This window comes from Alteromonas sp. KC3, from assembly GCF_016756315.1.
Taxonomy (GTDB): domain Bacteria; phylum Pseudomonadota; class Gammaproteobacteria; order Enterobacterales; family Alteromonadaceae; genus Alteromonas.
Genome location: NZ_AP024235.1, coordinates 2,713,312 through 2,733,625 on the forward strand (window position 1 = coordinate 2,713,312; position 20,314 = coordinate 2,733,625).

A 20,314-nucleotide genomic window follows, 5' to 3' on the forward strand; every position below is an offset into this window, starting at 1 on the left:
AATCTTTGTTGTTTCCCTCAGTTTACCCTGATTTAACCTCGCCAAAACAATAAAAAATGTCAAAAAATTACATTTTTCTTGTCACAGTCGTCACATTGGGTACTATTACAGATGTACCTTACAACAACTTGCGTTATTTAATTGCTATATCTGTATGAACATTTTAGAAAAAATTACACAAAATAAAGCGGCGTTTAGCAAATCTGAGAAAAAGGTGGCAGAGGTTATTCTTGCGAACCCTCAAACAGCCATTCATTCGAGTATAGCAACACTTGCTAAAATGTCGGATGTAAGTGAGCCAACGGTTAACCGCTTCTGCAGAAGACTAGACACCAAAGGCTTCCCCGATTTCAAATTACATTTAGCGCAAAGCCTTGCCAATGGTACGCCATACGTTAATCGCCATGTTGACGAGAACGATAGCCCAGACGAATACACCAATAAAATTTTTGAATCTACCATGGCGTCACTTGAGGTTGCGCGACAGTCTGTCGATGTCAATGTCGTCAATCGCGTGGTAGATTTGCTTACACAAGCACAGAAGATCTCATTTTTCGGACTCGGCGCATCAGCGTCGGTCGCTCACGATGCACTAAATAAATTCTTCCGTTTTAACGTACCCGTTGTTTATTTTGAAGACATCTTGATGCAACGCATGAGTTGTATGAATTGCTCAGATGGTGACGTTGTAGTGCTTATAAGCCACACCGGTCGCACAAAGAGCTTGGTAGAGATTGCACAAATAGCGCGAATGAATGACGCTACTGTCGTTGGAATAACATCGGCAGATAGCCCGTTGGCACAAGAGTGCAGTTACGTTTTATCGCTTGAAGTACCTGAAGATACCGACATGTACATGCCAATGGCATCGCGTATTGCACAGCTTACGCTTATAGACGTGTTAGCTACTGGCTTTACACTGCGCCGCGGAAACAAATTCAGAGAAAACCTGAAGCGCGTTAAAGATACCCTTCGCGGTTCTCGGTATGAGAAACGCAACGACTAACAGCTGCAACAGGGCAAGCGAGTTGATTTCATCATTCGCTTGCCTTCACTTGATAATTTGACCCCAATACCAGAAAACCGCGTTTGTTATTAAGCAACCACACCTTACTTAGTCTATTATTTGTTCACATTGTAAGTTAAAGCCGCTTAACTGGTCGAGCCAGTTATGACTTTTTCTTTCTTTCATTCACATTTTTGTCAAATTCAACTACTATTCTGTAATAAAATTACGTAAAGCGATTACAGGTGACTATTTTAATAATATTCACCTAACACTCTTTGTCATTTCTAACTACAGAAACAGCGACGGAATCTCATGACTAGAAGAACGAAAATTCTTGCCACCTTAGGTCCAGCAACCGACTCATTAGAAAAAATTCAAGCACTGATTGCCGCAGGCGCAAATACAGTACGAATGAATTTTTCTCACGGTCAAGCAGAAGACCATATTGAACGCGCTAAACGCGTTCGTCAGGCGGCCAAAAACTTAGGCAAATACGTTGCAATTTTAGGCGATCTCCAAGGCCCTAAAATTCGCGTTGCACGTTTTGCACAAGGTTCTGTTCATCTAGAGATTGGCGCTAAATTCGTTTTAGATGCAGAGCTTGGACGTGACGAAGGTAACGACCAGCAAGTGGGTATCGACTACAAAGCTCTGCCAGACGACGTTTCTGCGGGTGATATATTATTGCTAGACGACGGCCGTATTCAGCTTAAAGTGACTGGTGTAGAAGGTCGTAAAGTCATCACCGAAGTAACTGTAGGTGGTAAGCTATCAAACAATAAAGGCATCAACCGCCAAGGTGGTGGCCTTTCTGCCGATGCGTTGACTGAAAAAGACAAAGAAGATATCAAAACAGCCGCTAAGATTGGCGTAGATTACCTTGCCGTATCGTTCCCACGCAGCGGCGCAGATCTAAATTATGCTCGCGAACTGGCTGAAGCAGCAGGTTGCTACGCAAAAATTTGTGCCAAAGTAGAACGCGCTGAAACCGTTGCAACTGACGAAGCTATGACAGATATCATTAGTGCATCGGATGCCGTAATGGTTGCTCGTGGTGATTTAGGGGTTGAAATTGGCGATGCCGAGCTTGTAGGTGTACAGAAGAAGCTTATCGCGCGCTCTCGTCAGCTTAACAAAGTGGTCATTACCGCAACGCAAATGATGGAGTCGATGATTGATAGCCCAATGCCAACGCGCGCAGAGGTTATGGATGTAGCTAACGCAGTGCTTGACGGTACCGATGCGGTGATGTTGTCTGCTGAAACAGCCGCGGGTAACTACCCTATTGAAACGGTTGCGGCTATGGCGCGCGTTTGTGAAGGTGCAGAAACACATCCAAGTGTTAAAATTTCAAAGCACCGCATGGACGAACAATTCTCGTCTACCAGTGAGTCAATTGCACTTTCAGCAGTTTACGCAGCAAACCACCTGCCAAGTGTTAAGGCAATTGTTGGTTTGACCGAAAGCGGAAGCACGCCAACGCTGATGTCACGCATCACGACATCGTTGCCAATAATTGCAATGTCACGTCACGAAACAACACTAAATACGATGGCGCTTTGCCGCGGCGTCAAGCCGGTTTACTTTGACTCATCACAAAGTGAGCCAGGTCGCTTGAAGTATGACGTTATTGCTTCACTTAAAGAGAAAGGCTTAGTGAAAAGCGGTGACAGCATTATTTTGACCTACGGTGACGAGATGGAAAAAGTAGGTGCAACCAATACGCTTAAAATTGTCGATGTAGAGTAAGACTAATAATTTAAAGAATGGCATAGAGCGCTAAAAGAATAAAAGCGAAGCCTGACGTCAGGCTTCGCTTTTTTTATTTAGATTGAAGATACAGAATACGATTCTGCATCGTTTTGAACACTAACCGCATATTGGGTTAAATGATGCGACAAAATGTTTTCAGCGCGTTCAATCAAATCTTTGCGCTCATGGTCCCACCCACGCAAGTCAGCTTGTTTTGCTTGTGCAATGTAATGGTCCATACGCATCTTGCGTAGCAAATGAGACTTTCTACTTAAATCGAATTTAACTTGCGAATACGTGCCTTCTATTTTCACAATATCTGGATGAAGCTCACGCTCTTGATCATCCGCTGTCGCTTGACTCACAAAAGTACTACCGTTACTCGCCATTCCAACGATAACTACAAAAAAAGATACAACCAATCCCGAAACAACCCAGCGTAAAATATTCATGCCACTCTCCTTGAAGCGTCTAGTTAATGATAGATTGCAGTTATCGAGCCAACAATAAAATCCATATAAAACAATGATATATGCAATTTTAGCTATTTATTGATAATGAAGGTTGGGAATTTTGTACACAGCGCTTTGAATATTTCACGCTACGACAAAACAAAGATGTGTTTGTCGAGCAGAGTTTGGGAAATGAGGTTGAAAACAAGTTGTCGATTAAAACAAAAAAGGGGCTCGAGGCCCCTTTTTCTATCAGTGATTAAACGCAATTAGTTCATTGCTGTTTCAGTCACCACACGTAAGTTATCTTCGACATCTTTTACATCAGATGCATTTTTTGCAATCTCAATCGCAAGGTCACGCTCAGCATCAGAATCGACATCGCCCGTTAGGGTTACATTGCCGTTTTCTACATCGACATCAATGTCAAAACCAGAGATATCCGTATCCATGAGAAGGCGAGTTTTAATTACGGTAGCGATTTTCGCGTCAGTTAACTCACTCGTACCTTCGTCGTACGTCTCTTCCATGTCTTCTGACATATCAGAATCCATGTCAGCTCTTGCAACAACCGTTAGTTTGTTGTCTACCGACTTTACGCCATCGATGTTAGACACTAGCTCTTCAGCCAGCTTCTTCTCAACAGAGTTATCCACCTTACCAGTAAGAACAACATTGCCGTTTGAAACATCGGTGTTAATATCGAATGAATCTAGGTTGCCATTGAACAACAGCGTAGCTTCAGCTTTGCCATCAATCCATGCGTCTTTGGCGCCCTTTTCCCACTTGTTGTCAGAGTTCATATCACCTGCATAAGCTGCAGTAGTCAACGATGTAGCAACAATCATAGAAAGTAGTGTGCGTTTCATAACATTTCTCCTTTGTCGAAACTCAAATGGGGTAATGCCAAAATAATGCCAACGGCATAACGTACTGATTTAAGTATAAAATATTAAAAACTTCACACTACAAGCAATGTTTAAGATGAAAAGTTTGCTTGCTTTGCAGCAATTTTTACTCGCCAAAGAATAATAATTCTTATTTAGCACATCTACATTGAATCTAAACTATTCTCTTCTCGCCGGCGTAATCATTAACAATTCTTAACCGCGTAACCGTAATAAAACTGCTCGCTAGGCTTAATGGCGAGTTCTATGGCTCAGGGAGGCTATCTAAATGGAAATAGTGTTGTCGGTTTTTTCTGTAATCTTCATAGCGATATCTTTTATTCCATTACTTCCCTCGTCGCATTGGACAATTAGAGTATGGGAATTTCCTAGATTACAAATAGCGACTTTGCTTGCAGTGTTACTTGTGGCCTATACAGTGAAAGCAATCTCTTACACTTTATCAGCATTTGATGTTGTATTAGTGCTAGGGCTTGCCGTCAGTTTGCTTTATCAATGCATGTGGATTATCCCTTATACGCCACTTTACAAGCGCGAGGTACGTCGTGTAGCGGCTGAGCCTAAAGAAACATTGAGCATCCTATCAAGCAATGTTTATATGCCGAACGACGGTTATCAAAAGCTACTATCCCATGTGCATACCACCCAACCTGATTTTTTAGTTACCCTTGAGTCCAATAAAAAATGGCAAGATCACCTCAGTGAGCTTGAAAAAGATTACCCCCATCAGAAATTTTGCCCATTAGAGAACTTATACGGCATGCATGTTTACAGCAAGTATGCTTTTGAAAATGTGACCTTACGCTTTTTGATTGAGGATGACGTACCGTCGATTAGAGCAACGATTAATGTTGATGGGCAAAAAGTAACCTTATACTTTTTACACCCTAAACCACCAAGTCCAACCGAAAACGAATATGCAAAACCGAGAGATGTTGAACTACATGTGGTTGGAAAGGAAATTTCGAAGCAAAGCGGCCCTGTTATTGTTGCAGGAGATCTAAATGATGTTGCCTGGTCACCCACCACGCGCCATTTTAAAAAGATAAGTGGCCTGCTTGACCCGCGAGAGGGACGAGGATTTTTTAACACCTTCCATGCACACTATCCACTTGTGAAGTGGCCGCTTGACCACGTATTTCACTCGAAGCACTTTTCATTAGTACGTATTGAGAGACTAAGTGATATTGGCTCTGACCATTACCCTCTTTTCACTCAATTAGCACTTGTTGCACCACCCAACCGGGATTAATACGCCCTAGTTAATGAGATGAACGATGCTGAACGCACCACATAACGCTCTCACATGCCTCTTCGCGCTTTTTGAAATGGGCTAACCCCACCAATTTGTCGCTGTACGGCCAAACTGCTTGCTTGAGTAGCGCTATGTCTTGCTCTGAAAGCTTCTCATAGTCCAATTGAATCTCAACAGCTTTTTTATTGGGTTTGATAAGTGTTGGCTTTGCATCGACGACTAATGAAGAGTCGACGCATATGTACTCTCGAGCAACTGGATCTCTTACAACGCCAATGAAGTTCTGGTCGCAGATAATAGCTGGCCAACCTTCCGAGATACGGCTTTGGCCAAACATTACCAATGTAAACGCGACCAACACAAAAAGCGTTAATCCGATGAACTGAGCGCTCAAGTCTGGCGCTACTGCCACAATGATACCCACTACTGCAGCGAAAAATATCCAGCCGCCAAATACCCGCCTCATTGCGTTTGGAGAGATACCGGAGATAACGTCGACTGTTTTTAACGACTGTTTGTCATATTGACGAACGACTACTGAAGATTGTACTGACACAGCCTTTACACCACTTGAAAATTTAATAACCAACAACTTATACGGTTAAAGTAAAGCCATGGACTCACATTAACGAGCATAGTACATATTGCAGAGTGTGGCATGCAATTCATCCACATTTTAGACCAAAGTTCACATTGCGGAACACCGAAGAACACTCGATGTGAACCTTTACAATACAAAGAGTTATATTACTGAAGGTAAGAATATCAAATCTCTAACCTGGCGCATAGTAGAAACGTTTGGCTACGCGTGTAACTCTTTCTCACTGTCATAGCCTATCTACCCAATGAGCAACGACACACACTGTCACCCACGTTCACCAAACAATAAAAAACATTATTAAACAGATAGTTAATCAATTAGGACTATTTTTTGCTTAATAGCTATCAAAAGTTATGCGTCGTACAAGTGAATGTTGAGACAGCGACATGCGAGGGAGGCCTTCATGCACATGCCAGTGAGTGTAGTGACTATTGTCAAAAATCGTACCGATAAGCTTTGCCGTCTTATTTCGCAATTAGAGGCAGGCACCGACAAGCCTTCGGAGTTGATTGTAGTTTGGATGGCACCACCGTCTGAACTTTCTTTGATGAAAAGTGATCACTTCGACATTGTCCATAAGTTCACAACGCAACAGACATTACCCATTGCAAGAGCAAGAAACAAAGGCATGTTAGCCGCAACATATGACACGATTTTGTATGTAAATGTTGAGGCTATTATCGCGCCAACGTTAGTGGGTGATGGTGTACGTAAATTGGCATCAAACAGTATTGTTTTTACGTCAGTAAAATGTGTACCTGAGGATTTATGTCGAAGCTCGTACAACCAGCTCAAGCGCAGCCATATTGCACTATCAACGGGCGACCGCTCGAGCAATGATGACATGACATTCCTTGAAAACGTAATTGGCAATCAACAAAATCAGGAAATTAACTATGGAAAGTTTAGTAACGATAGTATTTGTTCTACAGTGTTTTTTATTCGTAAGACAGACTTTGAAAAAACCGGCGGTTTCGATGAAAGTTACACAGGTTTCGGATTAAACGACGAAGACTTTTTCACCACATGTCGACATCTCAGACTGCAGCTTGTGCAGCTAGAGACAGTCACCTTTGTACCAGAAAGACTCACTTACCGATGTCCACTAAATCACTTGTTGGATTTTGTTTCTAACGCGCAGCGATTTCACCACAAATGGGGATTCTACCCTTGCAACGCGGTGCTAAAACGCTATGCGGCACTAGGCTACATTAATAATGACTTCGAAACTCAGGGACTGCATGTAAAACATCTTCCTTCAGAGGAAGAGATGCGATCCTCATCAAAAGAAAAGCGTGCCCGTTTCAAAAAGTTTCACCATACTGCTCAGAACGAAGTCACTATTTCACCCACTTCCAAGAGGGCTCTTGAACCCATTGCTTAATCCGCAATAAATGTTTCAATTACACCGTTAGGCGTTTGCGTTACGCCGTGGCATCTATTATCTTGAGATGAGTGCTAACTCATGCTCACATATATGTCATTACGCTTTCGATACATCGTCGCGTTATTGCTAACAGCAACGCTTGTCACACTGTCCTTTTTTATTATTTACAGTCTGATTGATGAGCAAAAATACGACGCAGAAATCATCAATATTGCAGGGCAACAACGCATGCTATCGCAGCGTATTGCGTTATTGAGCTCTACAGGCGCTGCGTGTAGAGGCTCATTAGAAGAGACATACCTAGAGGCAACACTAGAAACCTTTAAAGTAAATCATTACAGACTTACCTCACTCCCTAACCTTCCTGTTAATGTAAAAGACGCTTATTTTGGTAATGGCCAACTTGACGAGCACGTAAGAAACTACATCAACGAAGCGCAAAATATACTGGAAAGCCCAATGTGCGAAAAGGGTTTGAGTTTGTCTATTGAGCAAGTCACCGATTTACTCACTGCATTAGACAATGTCGTTAATTTCTTCGAGCAAGAAGCTTCAACGCGCGTTAGTGATGTCGCTCAGATTGAAATATTTATTTGGCTAGCCACTTTGCTATTACTGACGATTGAAGCTTTTGTTATTTTTTGGCCTCTGGAAAAAACAATTAAAGCCGCTTTTGATAAGCAAATTATACTCAGAAACGAGGCACAAGCATTAGCTCGGCAAGCTGAGAAAGCCAGTAAGGCAAAGTCCGAATTTCTTTCTAGCATGAGTCATGAACTACGCACCCCAATGAATGGTTTGTTTGGCATGATTGAATTGGCGCTAGACAATCCAAGTAAAAGCGATGTTTACCTAAAGAAAGCACGGGCATCTGGTCGCCAGCTCCTCGTGTTAATAAACGATATTCTGGATATATCGAAAATTGAAGCTGGCAAAATAATTGTTGAGCAAGCGCCTGTGGATATTTTACAAGTTCTCGATGACGTTGTGTCGCTACAGCGCGTGGCATGTCAGCGCAAGGGGCTAACGTTTCATTATTATAAAGATCCGTCTTTACCGCATGTTATAACCGGAGATATCACTCGATTATCTCAGGTGTTACATAACTTACTCAGCAATGCGATTAAGTTTACCGAAAAAGGTAGTGTGACCTTTCAAGTGTCGTACCTTCGCAAGTCGAAATCCAATGTGCTTTCTATTGAAATTACCGATACAGGAATTGGCATTGAAGAAAAGCAATTGGCGCATATTTTTAACAAGTTTGAGCAGGCAGACAATTCAACAACCCGTTCATATGGTGGTACTGGATTGGGGTTAAGTATAGCCAAGCAACTTGCCCAACTTATGAAAGGTGACATTTCTGTGCGATCAACGTATGGCAAAGGAAGCACGTTTACTTTTTCCATTCAAGTTGAAGAGTCGACGCTTCCAGTATTAACTGTTAAACCTAATTCCAGCATTCGGTGTGCAATTGTAGATGACCTACAAACTAGCAGAGAATATATCAATCACGTGGTCTCTTCCTTACAGATTGAAAGCGCGTGCTACTACAGCGCTAAGTCATTTCTCGCTGATGATCCACTTTCATTCGATGTTATTATTCTCGATATCGCTATGCCTGAAATGAGCGGGCCTCAGTTGCTTCGGGAACTAAGAAACCAAGAGCCCATCAACTTTCCTCGCGTCATTCTCATATCTGCGGAACTCGAGCGATTAGAATACGAAGACGACGTTTCTTCTTTGATTTGGAAGACACATGCTAAGCCTATAAATCGACGCGAACTAGAAAACGACTTAACATCGCTCATTCAGGTTCAAGACAATAAAAACGATACTGCTCACACGCGTAATGACAATGTGCGTATTCTTCTGGCCGAAGACAATGAGATTAACGCTGAAGTAGTGAAAACAATGCTGAAAAGTGCAGGTTACAAATGCTTACACGTAAAGAATGGAAAGGACGCTGTAGATGCCTGTAAACAACATACCTTTGACCTCATCCTGATGGATTGCAATATGCCAATTATGGATGGCCTTGAAGCATCGAGTATATTAAGAAATACACTGAGTATTAACACTCCAATAGCTGCGCTTACTGCCAATGCTTTTTTGGAAGATAAAGAGGAATGTCTAGCCGCTGGCATGAATGACTTCCTTACCAAACCACTAGACAAAGCAACTTTACTCGCTTGTATTAACAAGCACACCAAGCACTAGTCAATAGCAAACTCTTATTGAAACGGCACCTGTTGCCCGATATAGCCAGGTGCAATGGCCAAATTATCTGTGTTAGCAAGCGAGCTCTGATTGCGCAACCACAGCTGATACTCCCCCGTTTTCAAGCTGGCGTGTTTGGTACAGTCTACATTCCAACGGCGTAATAGGTATCCCGCCATTGCAGCACGTACTTGCAAAGTCAATACCCCCTCTTCCATCGCATAATCTAATTCTATCGCCGTAGGAAATTTTATATTCTTGGGGTGCGGTACAATTTCTAGTGGAATTAAGCGCTGCCACTGCTCATCACAGTCAATACATTCATGAGGCTCTGGCGCGGATTTAACGGTAACTTTACTGATGCGCGTTAATACAAAATCTCTAAAGCTCTGCGATTTTCTATCAAATGCTCTAACATGCCACCGTTGTCCGTTATCAACAATGCTGTGAGGAACTATCTCTCGTGCGCCGCTACCACTGGAAAGTGACGTATAGATAATGCTAATAGCCTTTTGATTAACTATGGCCTGAACAACCTTAGCAACAACAAAAATGTCTGGTACGTTTAATGACGACGCGCTCTCCACAGGAAAGTGAATATCACCGATAGCGTCGAAACCATCCGATATATCATTAGCCAGCTTAACGAGCGTACGCCTAGCGTCATGTTCAAATAAGGGAGAGTAAGTCTCGGTTTGAAAATACCGTTTCTCTCGCGGATCATAAATCAGGTTATCCGGTGCTAATTCTTTGTATAGTGTGAAATCTCGCGACCCCGCAGATAACCCTACTTGAAACCGGTTGATGAGATCCTGACGATGGATAGCACCTTTAAACAAAAGGCAAAAATCGATATACGCCAAACGCTGGCGTTGTGAAAATGAAATTGAATCTAACATACAAAGCGCTGGTTGTTTTTCTTCAGTGTGGTTTATTTTAAGTCGTATGTAAATAGTGGTTTTCAACTTGGCGCACATTTTCTTAGCGTTTATCAGCTTAAAAAAAAGCCCGGTGCTTGTTATCAAGCCACCGGGCTACCACTACACTGCAAGTTTATTTATTTTGCATTTTGCTTACGGCTATACACCAATGCAGCCAAACCTAGCAGTGCCAGTATTCCTGTGCTTGGCGCAGGAACCTGACTTACAGTAAAGCGCGCAGTTTCAACATCAGCAGTTTGAGTAGAGCCCAAAGCAGCATCAAAAAAATCGCTTTGCGTAAAACTAAACGCGTCGATGTTATCGCCCGCAGCAGTAGCAATAAACTGTAACGTATACAAGCCTACCGTTGTCATACCCGATTGGAAAAACGGATTTGCCATCGGAGAAGCAATTGAAGAACCTGATACCATATTCCCTGTAACGCTACCGGCAAATAGCTCAGATGGAAATATGCCAGGCGCCATAGAAGGGCCAAACGCCATTAAACTAGTTAGGCTTGGCTCAACTGCACTGAGTACACTTGAATCAAAGTTGAATGCCGTTACATATGACGAAAAGAATGTTTGCGTGCCGTTTTCAACTAAGCCAGTCAAACTCACTGTCACGCTAATGGTGTCACCCACGTTATATTCAGTTTTGTCAGTAGTCAGTGTGATAAATGCAGCGTTTGCATTAAATGTCATTGCTGCCAAAAATACTAAAATAAGCTTTTTCATTATGTTTTTCCAAAAATTAAATTGCACAACCAGCGCGCGAGCACATGCCCATCAGCGCTTGAATATCAAAGAAGTTAACCATACCGTCGCCGTTAAAATCGTAGCTCGCATCAGTCGCTTGACCAGATAAGAAGGCTTGGTAAAACGCCATAATGTCGTTGTAATCAACGTCGTTATCACCATCTAAATCACCCACTACTACCTCTTCAGGGAAGTTCATCACTACCACTACAGGGTCGTGATCAGAAGAGCGATAAGCGTCCGCGCCGTAGTAGCTAGCAAGTTGCGTTTCCGATTTAAATTCAACGTTGTAGTCAAATACGCGAGGCTCATCAGCATTGATATGCCACACTGATGTGTCAACGACATACTCAGTTAGCGTGCCGCTTGTTAGTGCATGGTCTAGGTAACCCATTTCACCGCCAAAGCTATACGAGTAAGCATTAGCGCCTACAAACTGATTAACAACGTTGGTATAACCTGCTGCTTCCAATGCCAAAATTGGAGACTCTTTCGCGTAAGCATTCAAATCGCCCATAATCAGTACGCGGTCTGAAAGCACTTCGCTGTTTGCTTCAATAAGTGCCAATAAACCTTGTGCTGCTTCGGTACGAAGTGCATTCCAGCAACCTTGACCATCACCTAAATCGGCGTTGTCACCTGTAGCGCTGCCACAGCTTCCTTTCGACTTAAAGTGGTTGATAGCAAAAGCAAAGCTTTCGCCGTTACTGTTTACGCTGAAGTTTTGAATAAGTGGTTGTCTATTGCCGTAATCAAAAGGCGCAGCATTTGAGGTAATTGGATTACCGACAGGCGTAACGACCGCTTGCTTGTATAGCATGCCTACCGCAATAGCATCGCCACCTAATAGCGACTCAAGTGCCACATAAGCATATTCATCACTACCCAACTCGGCATTTACGCTATCGACAAGTGTCGCTATCGCTGAGTCATTGCCATAACCGTCGTTTTCAATCTCAACAAGACCTAAAACATCAGCGTTCATAGCAACAATAGCGGCAACCGTTTTCGCATTTTGACGGTTGAACTCTAGCTCACTATCAGCACCGCGAGACGTTGGGAACTCTGGGCCATTGAAGTAGTTAAGCACGTTAAAGCTTGCTACTTTCACGTCGCCTTGTGCACGTAAAATTGGCGCGCGTGTTCTTGGATTAGTGCGGGTGGTCTGCAAATCACCTACAGGGATAAGATTATACGCACCGAACGCGTAGTGTAGTACGCCTTCTAAGCTTTCAACGCTATCACCTAAACGAAGCGAATTAGTATGAGAAAGACCACCCACCGGGAATTCAAGACCATCGCGGTTTTGCGAGCTGTATCCATCGTCAACCAAAAGTGAATCTACTGCGTTTTGCGCAGCCAATGCCAGCGCCGCTTCAGAATTTGCTTCATATTGGTTTGTTGGGATCATTAAACGCTGCGATGAAACAGTGAATTGACCGTAACGGCCTAAGTTGTATATATCTGAAACCTTTAGAGTTTGCTCGAAGCTAATTTGCATACCTTCAAAGGCTTCCAGATCCACTTCTGCGTTCAGTGGCAATGACAACGTTGAATACAGTACGCTTTCACCAGCGCCCAGTACCTCGGCATTTGCAGTAAGCGTTAATTGAGTAACACCATAGCGCTCGCCAACTGTCGCATTTAAGCGAACTGCATCGCCAGCTTGTGGCATCTCGTTGTATGCGCCGACGTAAACGAAAACACCTTCTGAAGTAGCGGTATTGTCATCAGAGTCACTGGCTTCTTCTTGTACAAAGAAGCCATCCATACCTGGTACAACTTTAGTAACTACTGCCTCTACAACTACGTCGCTTCCAACTAGCTCAGACGCTGCAGACGCTCCCTGGATAGCGCTGATAAGCACTACTTCAGGTACTGGGTCAGTAGGATCTGTTGGGTCTGTTGGGTCTGTTGGGTCTGTTGGACCGCTAACATTACCGTTATGGGCACCAAAATTGCTGAATGTATTTTGCGCGAAGCTGTCCCACTCAACACTTGCATCGAAGCTTCCACTACGCGACGTGTTACCGCCGGTTACAGTGCTTTTACGCACTAACGTTACGTCTTTACCCCAATTAGTTCTAACGCCAAACGTCCCTAGAGAGTCCACAACGTCGCCGTTGTACGTCAACTCTATGTAGTCATCGCCGTTAAAATTGATAACAAAATCACTAATGGTCGAGCCAGAAGTAAGTGATGCATCAGCCTGGCTGTTAGCAAATGTCGCCACGCCACCTGACGGTATTGAGCCTTCTAAGGCAAGTACTTTGCCGTCATTTTCACCTGAGGCGCCGTTTGAAAACAGTACTAACGAGTAACCAGAAAGGTCGACAGCTTCAGCACTGCTATTGAACAGTTCAATCGCTTTGTTGAAACTACTTCCCTCGATGTACTCAGAAATGTAAACACTGTGAGATGAAGGCGGTGTATTTCCACCAGTATCGCCACCTGTGTCACCGCCAGTATCGCCACCTGTGTCGCCGCCAGTATCAACGCCAGTATCACCGCCAGTGTCGCCACCTGTATCAGTACCGCTGCCATCACAGCTCTCATTATATATAAGCGATGCAAGCTCAGGTTTATCAATAAATGGGTTGCGGTTTCCTTGGAATTCGAAAACGCGCTCGTTACGACGTCGCTCAAAGTCATCTACAGGATCACTTTCATGCCATTGTAGTAACACGCACAATTTACCGAAAGCGGCTTCTTCCGTCGTAGTTAAACGGTTTAGAAGTACGAGGTCTTCCTCAGTATCGCCAGCCGTATTTCCATCATAGCGCACATCCATATAAAGCATTGAACGGGCAACATCCCCTTTCACCGCATCACGAGGTTCAAAAGAATCATTGTCAACGCGGTTAGCTGGCGCTTCGCTTAACGGACTATCACTGAAATCAAAATCGAGATTACCACGAGAACTATTGACCGAAATGTCAGTAGGACGCAAATGTAGAATATCTGTGTACGCCGTTAGGCTCGAGCTAGAGAAACCATGGCTTTTCGCCCACACATGTTCGCGGTTCCAATTGTCTGGATTTGAGCTTTGTGTACCGCTTCCATTTGTTGACTTAGCTTGAGAAACACCCTTATAGAACAACACAACATTATCGGTATTTGCAGGGTCTTCATCGGTATAAGTAAGTGCTGTCCATACTTCAGAATAGCTAAGTGTGCGATGACCGTTTTCAATAATATCGTGAGCCGCTGCTTTAAGAGTGACCGCATTCTCATTATTAGCAATTGCAGTTTCTAGCGCTGCATAATAGTCTGACTCAACATAATCGCTGGCTAAATTAATTGCTTGTAAATCGGGGCAATTGAAGCACGTGCCAGACAAGAAAAGAAGCTCATTTGATGGGCTATCACCCTCATCAGGCGTATCACCACCAGTATCGCCCCCAGTTGAACCTGACGCTGTTACTTTAACGCTGTCTAGGTTTGAATATTCGCTACCAGCATTGTTTGCCATAGCGACTTTGATTACGAGTGAAGCGCCAGAACCTATGTTGGCAGTTACTAATGCACTACCAAAATCATCGAATACTGTTCTGCTGTCGCCTTCGTTTAAGGTTACTAATTCAAAAGCGCCACCGTCTATCGCGTACGACACGTCGATGTAATCAGCATTTTCAAAAGTACCACTTTGAGAAAGCGCTACTTCTAACGTAATGTCGCCCTGACCACTAATATCAATTGTCTCGGTCTGCCATACAACGTCACCGTCAACATCACGTGCCTGCATAGCATTGTTGTTTACTTTGAACCAATCGCTTGTAGCGGTAATTTGTGCGCCGCTAACGTCAATTGACCAACGTTCAACACCGTCAACTACAACATTTTGGCCTACAGGAATTGGGCCTGTTGCTCCTTTACCCTGAAGTTCAGCGGCTTCAAAGTTTTCTTCCCATAGCGTGGTAGCCGCGGCGTTAAAAGAGAGAACACTGAGTGAAAAAGCGCCGGTGAGAAGCGCATTGACGACTTTTGCCGTCTTTCTCAGTGAGAGGTTGTGTGTGTTATTCTGGATAGTCATTATTTTAATCTTCCGATTTATAGGAAGGTATAAAATCTTATACATACGTATACACAGCAAGCACTTAACGAAAATAATAATATAAACGTCACACTTCTTATTAATCAGCAACTTACAGCTTTAAAATAAGTTTATTTATTAATTAACTCCACTGTACTTCGGGTCAGGGAAAGTTGAGTTGTCACATAGCGCGGTTGCTTGTGTTTTGAAGAAAAATAGAAGGTGTTTAGCGACCTAAGATGGTGCTGCGCGATTTACTTCTGCACAAAAAAAGAGCACCAAATGGTGCTCTTTTTATTTACCTAATCGGTACCTTATTGCGCGTTATTGCGCGTAGCTTGCTAAAAACGCATCAAAGTCAGCTTGAAACGCCTCCTTCAACCGCATACATTGCATAGACTCATCTTTCATTATTTCTACGCCGCGAGGCATACCCTGATGGTCATCTGCTATAGTGGCGTAGAAGTTAGTCGCTAACTTGAGGTTATCCGCTGAGCAGGTTACTGAGACAAACTCAGGCATGCGAGATACATGATAATCAGGCATTTTTGCTATCAAAGCTGTCTTGTTGTTCGACAGCCACTCATACAACATTGTATGGTCGTCTAAATTACGCGCTACTCGCACTACCATATATAGCGTGTTAGCAGGCGTAATGCTGTCGGTCAGCGCCAAATCAAGCATCTTAAACACCGTCTCTTTATCGCTAAAATGCATTGAATAAATAAGCGTATTTTTCACGTTCGGCAACTGAGCTTCATTGAACGCTTTTTCTAAGCTTTCAAACCATTTTGCATTGTTTGCGCCTTGGCTATTTTTAGTTGCTATTGCAATTGCGGTCCCCGCTATGCCTGATGGCACACTAGTAGTATCTTTAATGTAACGCTTCGCAATGGCTTCACTTTGCTCAACAAGCGTGCTGTTATTAGCGTGCATGCCTAACAACGTGTACAACTGGTTACGCAAGCGGATCACGTCGGTCGAGTCGCTCCCACTTTGCTCAAGCGATAACTTGTTAAGTAGTGGTAGATAATCTTGATTTAGCAATGCCGCAAATTGCGCTTTATTGCCCTCATTGACCAAATAATCAAATTCAGCTAATACACCCACAGCAGCGCGAATCACTTCAGCGTCATTATCTTTCGCCAAGGCATTCAACACTTTCATTACGCTATCAACGCCAACCTCATTTGCATTAAGCAGTGCTTGGTAGTTGTATAGTAAGTTTTTCTTTTCACGTTTGTTCAACGCATCAATATTATTTAACAATGCATTGAGTTGCCCAGACTCAATTGACCAACGGAAGTAACCTGTTGCGTTATCATTCGGGAATACCCACTGTGCTTCTGCTAGTTGCGGTAGTGAAGTGGTTTTCTTGTCAATAAAGACAACGTCATCTTTGATTTTCCCGTTAACTTGATAGGTCAGTTTAAGTGGTATAGCCCACGTTTGCTGCTCTACTTCCGCACCTGCCAAATGGAATCGAGTCTGAGTTACTTTGCCATCTTTGCTAATATGAATTAGAGGATAGCCCGGCTGCTCTAAATAGGCTTTCATCATAGCACTAAGGTTGAAGTCTGATACGCCGTCAAGTGCAGCCCATAAATCGTCAGCCACAGTATTTCCCCATGCGTGCTTATTCATGTAATTGCGCACGCCTTCACGGAACTTTTCCGTACCAATTAAAGACTCAATCATTTGCAAAATTGACTCGCCTTTAGAGTAATTAAGTCCAAGACCATCCATCACGTCAGGCTGGCTCTTTACTACTTTCTTAACGGGCTTCACTGTAGGGCTTGCATCTGCGCCAAACGCACCTTCTTGCACAATGCGATCTGCATAATTAAGTTCAGGATACAGCTCTTTCATAGTATGACTTGCTGCCCAAGAAGCAAAAGCTTCGTTTAGCCATAAATCGTCCCACCACGCCATAGTAACTAGGTTTCCGAACCATTGGTGTGCAAGCTCATGCGCAATAACATTTAATGGGCGTGAACGCTCTGTCACACTAGGGTTGTCTTCAAGTAACAACAAACTGTCGCGATAAGTAATTAACCCCACATTTTCCATAGCGCCGTGAGTAAAGTTTGGCACAGCAACAAAGTCCATTTTTTTGTATGGATATTTAATGTCGAAGAAGTTTTCAAGCGATGCCAAAATCTCTGGCGTATGCTTGATAACAAATTTGGTTTTATCCGCGTACCCTTTTGGCACATAGATGCGACCAGGAACAGGAAGGCCTGTCATTTCTGCACTATCAAATGGTCCTACTGTGTATGCGATCAAGTAGGTCGGCATAGGTTTTGTTTTTTCGAATAAAACAGTCTTTACGCCCGCCTCTACAGATTGCTTCTCAACAGGCGTGTTACCTACAATAACTTGATGCTCAGGTGCGCTAATAGACATCTGATACGAGATTTTAAAAATGGGTTCGTCGAAGCTAGGAAAAGCCTTACGAGCATGCATGTCTTCAAACTGCGTAAAAATATAATTTCTGTCTTCAAAGCGTGACAGATACATGCCGTCTGATGAGGTATTCACTTTGCCCTCAAACGCGATCCGCAACGTGTACTTGCCCGGCTCAATAGCCTCTTTTGCCATGCCCCAATTGATATCATATTCACCAACGGTTACATCCAGAGCAATTTCATTACCACCAGCAATCAACACGGCTGAAGTCACGGTCAAATCTTGCTGATAAAACCCAACTTTATTTGTTTCTGTGTTTACTGTGACGTTTATTTCAGTGGTTCCTGAATAGGCAGGGTTATCTGGATCGATGTTAAGGTGAATTTTTTGGAAAGTCGGTGTAACAGATTTAGGTAATCGATAGTCAACATCTGCTGCGTATGCAGATGTGCCAAGCAGCGACGCAAAGGTAAACAGCGTCACCACCGCTCCATAGAGCGCAGTAAGTCGTTTCATGGTGTTTTTTATCCGTAGAGTGGGAAATAATCCCTATTTTTATCCACGGATAAGGATAAATAGGTCTGCGTGCTATGGCAATGAAGCGGGCAATTGTCGCCCACACAAATTGTTACTAATCATTTCAAAATCAGCCTATCGCGTATAAAAAACACAAAATCAGAAGTGATATCGGCGAAGTTGCATCTGCATTTGCTTAATCTCTTCTACTAATGCTCCACAACTTATTGCGACATTATTGGCGTAATCTGTATTGGCCTTGCCTACTTCGTGGATGGTCGCCAGCCCTTTTTTAACGCCATCGGCAACGCCTTTTTGCCCTTCCGCCATAGTGGCTGCATCTTGATTAAGTGTAGTGATGCGCGCTACAGCATTTAAAGCCTGATGAAGTGAATCACCCGCTTTCTGAGTAATGTCGACCGTCTTGAAGGCAGTGTCTTTATTTTGCTGCATTTTTTCAGACGCTACACGGCTACCGTGTTGTAGACGCTCAATCATATTTCTAATTTCTTCAGTCGATGATTGTGTCCGGCTGGCTAACGACCGGACTTCATCGGCAACCACTGCAAACCCTCTGCCCTGCTCGCCAGCGCGCGCAGCTTCGATGGCTGCGTTAAGTGCTAGTAAATTCGTTTGCTCAGCTATGGTTCTAATAACTTCCATTACGCCGCTAATCTCTTCACTGGCTTGCGCAAGTTCTGAAATAACTTTCACAGACGTATCAACATCGTTGGCCTGTAGTTCAATATCGTGAATAGTTTGCGCTAACACATTCACACTGTTTCGCGTGTCAGAGTCTGCCACCTTAGCCGCCTCACTCGAACTTTGAATAGTGCCCGACACTGTGTCTGCGTTTTGTTGAAGCAGCACAATTGCATCGTCGATGTTTTGAGTTTCTTTCGCCAGTTCAGCAACGGTCGCCTTAGATTTACCTGCTGTTGTGTTTAATGTTTCAGACTTGGCCAACATTCTGTCTGTGGCTTCATCTACGCACTGCAATGTTTCTTGTAACTGTCCTAAAAGGCGATTGAATGCTTTCGCCATTGTTCCGAACTCGTCACTTCTTGCTGCTTCAAACCGAAACGTTAAATCTCCTTCGCCTGAGGATAAGTTACTAACAACACCTATAAACTCATCTAATGGTTTGCCAACAATATGCTTAACAAGCAACCAAATAGTTAAAAGTATTCCTGCACTTGCCAGCACAATTTTTATAAATACTGCGAACACCGCTTGACCAATCAGCGCCGACTTTTCAGAGGAAGATGCAGCTAAAATAATGTCATAACCCCATGGCGCGAATGGCGTTACGGTCACTAACCAGTCTTTGTCATTGGCAAGCGCCTCTTGCACAATGGCGTCGCTCACATGAGAAGAGTGCATTCGAATATTCCCTTTCGCGTCTCTAAGAGCGACAAAACCATCTTCTAGTAAATGGCTTTGCAATATGGCTTCTTCAAGAACCTTTAGGTCTGCAGAATACCCTACATACCAAATTCCAATGACGTTTCCAGATGAATCAAACATGGGCTCGTACCCTGTCAAGTATGGGCTTCCCAGAATGTCTACGGCGCCGTAATAGGCATTTTTATTTTGAATTTGTTTAATGGCTTTACCTGAGGGGGCTAATTTAGTGCCTATGGCCCTTTCGCCATTTTTAATCACGTTGGTACTCACGCGAATGTAGTCATCACCTGTCTTGCTAAATAAGGTGGCGGTGCCCCCCATTACCTGTGTGAGTCCATCTACTAGTGTAAAATTATTAGCCTGCGGTGTATTTCCCAATAGTAACTGAGTAGCTGGCGTTGATTTGACCATGACGCTTGAAGCCTGACTTGGTGCGCCCAGTTCTGCCCCTCGTTGCTTTAGCAAAGCCATACTACTTTTTACTCTTTCAAGCATAATGGCGTCAGTCACAGTGAGAATATTTGAAAGGCGGTCAGCAGTTTCTTTTTTCTGCGTTTGTATTTTTTCATTTACAGATGAAGAGGTTGTAAAGACAGTAATGACAGCGATTATTACAGCAAAAAACGTAATAACTGCGGTCACTGATATTAGAAATTTACGCTGGATTGACATGTACTCTACTCACTAACT

General features: G+C 43.4%; 13 protein-coding genes. 5 read left to right on the forward strand and 8 right to left on the reverse strand.

The window, feature by feature from the left end:
- Positions 1–154: 154 nt before the first annotated feature.
- On the forward strand, positions 155–1,006 hold the full coding sequence (locus JN178_RS12160; RefSeq protein WP_159626062.1) for a MurR/RpiR family transcriptional regulator: 852 nt from the start codon (positions 155–157) through the stop codon (positions 1,004–1,006).
- 315 nt (positions 1,007–1,321) lie between these two features.
- Positions 1,322–2,758 (forward strand): pyruvate kinase, encoded by a 1,437-nt coding sequence (gene pyk, locus JN178_RS12165; protein WP_202261798.1) that lies wholly within the window; start codon positions 1,322–1,324, stop codon positions 2,756–2,758.
- Between the two features lie 77 nt (positions 2,759–2,835).
- Here the strand turns inward: pyk and JN178_RS12170 are convergent, their stop codons facing one another.
- Together JN178_RS12170 and JN178_RS12175 are read right to left on the reverse strand one after the other, a co-directional pair.
- The gene (locus JN178_RS12170; protein WP_202261799.1) at positions 2,836–3,213 is read right to left on the reverse strand and encodes a hypothetical protein; all 378 of its coding nucleotides are present in this window, start codon (positions 3,211–3,213) and stop codon (positions 2,836–2,838) included.
- Between the two features lie 269 nt (positions 3,214–3,482).
- Positions 3,483–4,082 (reverse strand): BON domain-containing protein, encoded by a 600-nt coding sequence (locus tag JN178_RS12175; protein WP_202261800.1) that lies wholly within the window; start codon positions 4,080–4,082, stop codon positions 3,483–3,485.
- 307 nt (positions 4,083–4,389) lie between these two features.
- Here JN178_RS12175 and JN178_RS12180 point away from each other — a divergent pair, with 307 nt between their 5' ends.
- Positions 4,390–5,373, forward strand: a complete 984-nt coding sequence (locus JN178_RS12180) for an endonuclease/exonuclease/phosphatase family protein (protein WP_202261801.1) — start codon at positions 4,390–4,392, stop codon at positions 5,371–5,373.
- Between the two features lie 10 nt (positions 5,374–5,383).
- Here JN178_RS12180 and JN178_RS12185 read toward each other — a convergent pair whose 3' ends face one another.
- Positions 5,384–5,932: a hypothetical protein gene (locus JN178_RS12185; RefSeq protein ID WP_202261802.1), complete on the reverse strand. Its 549-nt coding sequence runs from the start codon at positions 5,930–5,932 to the stop codon at positions 5,384–5,386.
- A 448-nt stretch (positions 5,933–6,380) separates the two neighbouring features.
- Between JN178_RS12185 and JN178_RS12190 the strand changes: the two genes are divergently transcribed.
- The gene (locus tag JN178_RS12190) at positions 6,381–7,361 is read left to right on the forward strand and encodes a glycosyltransferase family 2 protein (protein ID WP_202261803.1); all 981 of its coding nucleotides are present in this window, start codon (positions 6,381–6,383) and stop codon (positions 7,359–7,361) included.
- A 93-nt stretch (positions 7,362–7,454) separates the two neighbouring features.
- Entirely contained in the window at positions 7,455–9,581 is a 2,127-nt protein-coding gene (locus tag JN178_RS12195; RefSeq protein WP_202266053.1) for a response regulator, read from the forward strand.
- Positions 9,582–9,595: 14 nt separating this feature from the next.
- Here JN178_RS12195 and JN178_RS12200 read toward each other — a convergent pair whose 3' ends face one another.
- The 5 genes from JN178_RS12200 to JN178_RS12220 form a co-directional block, all read right to left on the reverse strand.
- A complete protein-coding gene (locus JN178_RS12200) occupies positions 9,596–10,480 on the reverse strand; it encodes a WYL domain-containing protein (RefSeq protein ID WP_202261804.1) in 885 nt (294 codons plus the stop codon).
- A gap of 158 nt (positions 10,481–10,638) precedes the next feature.
- Positions 10,639–11,238 (reverse strand): hypothetical protein, encoded by a 600-nt coding sequence (locus JN178_RS12205; RefSeq protein ID WP_202261805.1) that lies wholly within the window; start codon positions 11,236–11,238, stop codon positions 10,639–10,641.
- A gap of 16 nt (positions 11,239–11,254) precedes the next feature.
- Positions 11,255–15,292 (reverse strand): ExeM/NucH family extracellular endonuclease, encoded by a 4,038-nt coding sequence (locus JN178_RS12210; protein WP_202261806.1) that lies wholly within the window; start codon positions 15,290–15,292, stop codon positions 11,255–11,257.
- Between the two features lie 324 nt (positions 15,293–15,616).
- Positions 15,617–18,217 (reverse strand): M1 family metallopeptidase, encoded by a 2,601-nt coding sequence (locus tag JN178_RS12215; RefSeq protein ID WP_202261807.1) that lies wholly within the window; start codon positions 18,215–18,217, stop codon positions 15,617–15,619.
- Between the two features lie 159 nt (positions 18,218–18,376).
- The gene (locus tag JN178_RS12220; RefSeq protein ID WP_202261808.1) at positions 18,377–20,296 is read right to left on the reverse strand and encodes a methyl-accepting chemotaxis protein; all 1,920 of its coding nucleotides are present in this window, start codon (positions 20,294–20,296) and stop codon (positions 18,377–18,379) included.
- Positions 20,297–20,314: the final 18 nt, after the last annotated feature.

Excerpts from the sequence above, each read along its gene's own strand:
- pyk (WP_202261798.1), top strand. The coding sequence starts at position 1,322 with ATGACTAGAAGAACGAAAATTCTTGCCACCTTAGGTCCAGCAACCGAC.
- JN178_RS12160 (WP_159626062.1), top strand. The coding sequence starts at position 155 with ATGAACATTTTAGAAAAAATTACACAAAATAAAGCGGCGTTTAGCAAA.
- JN178_RS12175 (WP_202261800.1), bottom strand. The coding sequence starts at position 4,082 with ATGAAACGCACACTACTTTCTATGATTGTTGCTACATCGTTGACTACT.
- JN178_RS12180 (WP_202261801.1), top strand. The coding sequence starts at position 4,390 with ATGGAAATAGTGTTGTCGGTTTTTTCTGTAATCTTCATAGCGATATCT.
- JN178_RS12170 (WP_202261799.1), bottom strand. The coding sequence starts at position 3,213 with ATGAATATTTTACGCTGGGTTGTTTCGGGATTGGTTGTATCTTTTTTT.
- JN178_RS12220 (WP_202261808.1), bottom strand. The coding sequence starts at position 20,296 with ATGTCAATCCAGCGTAAATTTCTAATATCAGTGACCGCAGTTATTACG.
- JN178_RS12210 (WP_202261806.1), bottom strand. The coding sequence starts at position 15,292 with ATGACTATCCAGAATAACACACACAACCTCTCACTGAGAAAGACGGCA.
- JN178_RS12195 (WP_202266053.1), top strand. The coding sequence starts at position 7,455 with ATGTCATTACGCTTTCGATACATCGTCGCGTTATTGCTAACAGCAACG.
- JN178_RS12205 (WP_202261805.1), bottom strand. The coding sequence starts at position 11,238 with ATGAAAAAGCTTATTTTAGTATTTTTGGCAGCAATGACATTTAATGCA.
- JN178_RS12190 (WP_202261803.1), top strand. The coding sequence starts at position 6,381 with ATGCACATGCCAGTGAGTGTAGTGACTATTGTCAAAAATCGTACCGAT.
- JN178_RS12200 (WP_202261804.1), bottom strand. The coding sequence starts at position 10,480 with ATGTTAGATTCAATTTCATTTTCACAACGCCAGCGTTTGGCGTATATC.
- JN178_RS12215 (WP_202261807.1), bottom strand. The coding sequence starts at position 18,217 with ATGAAACGACTTACTGCGCTCTATGGAGCGGTGGTGACGCTGTTTACC.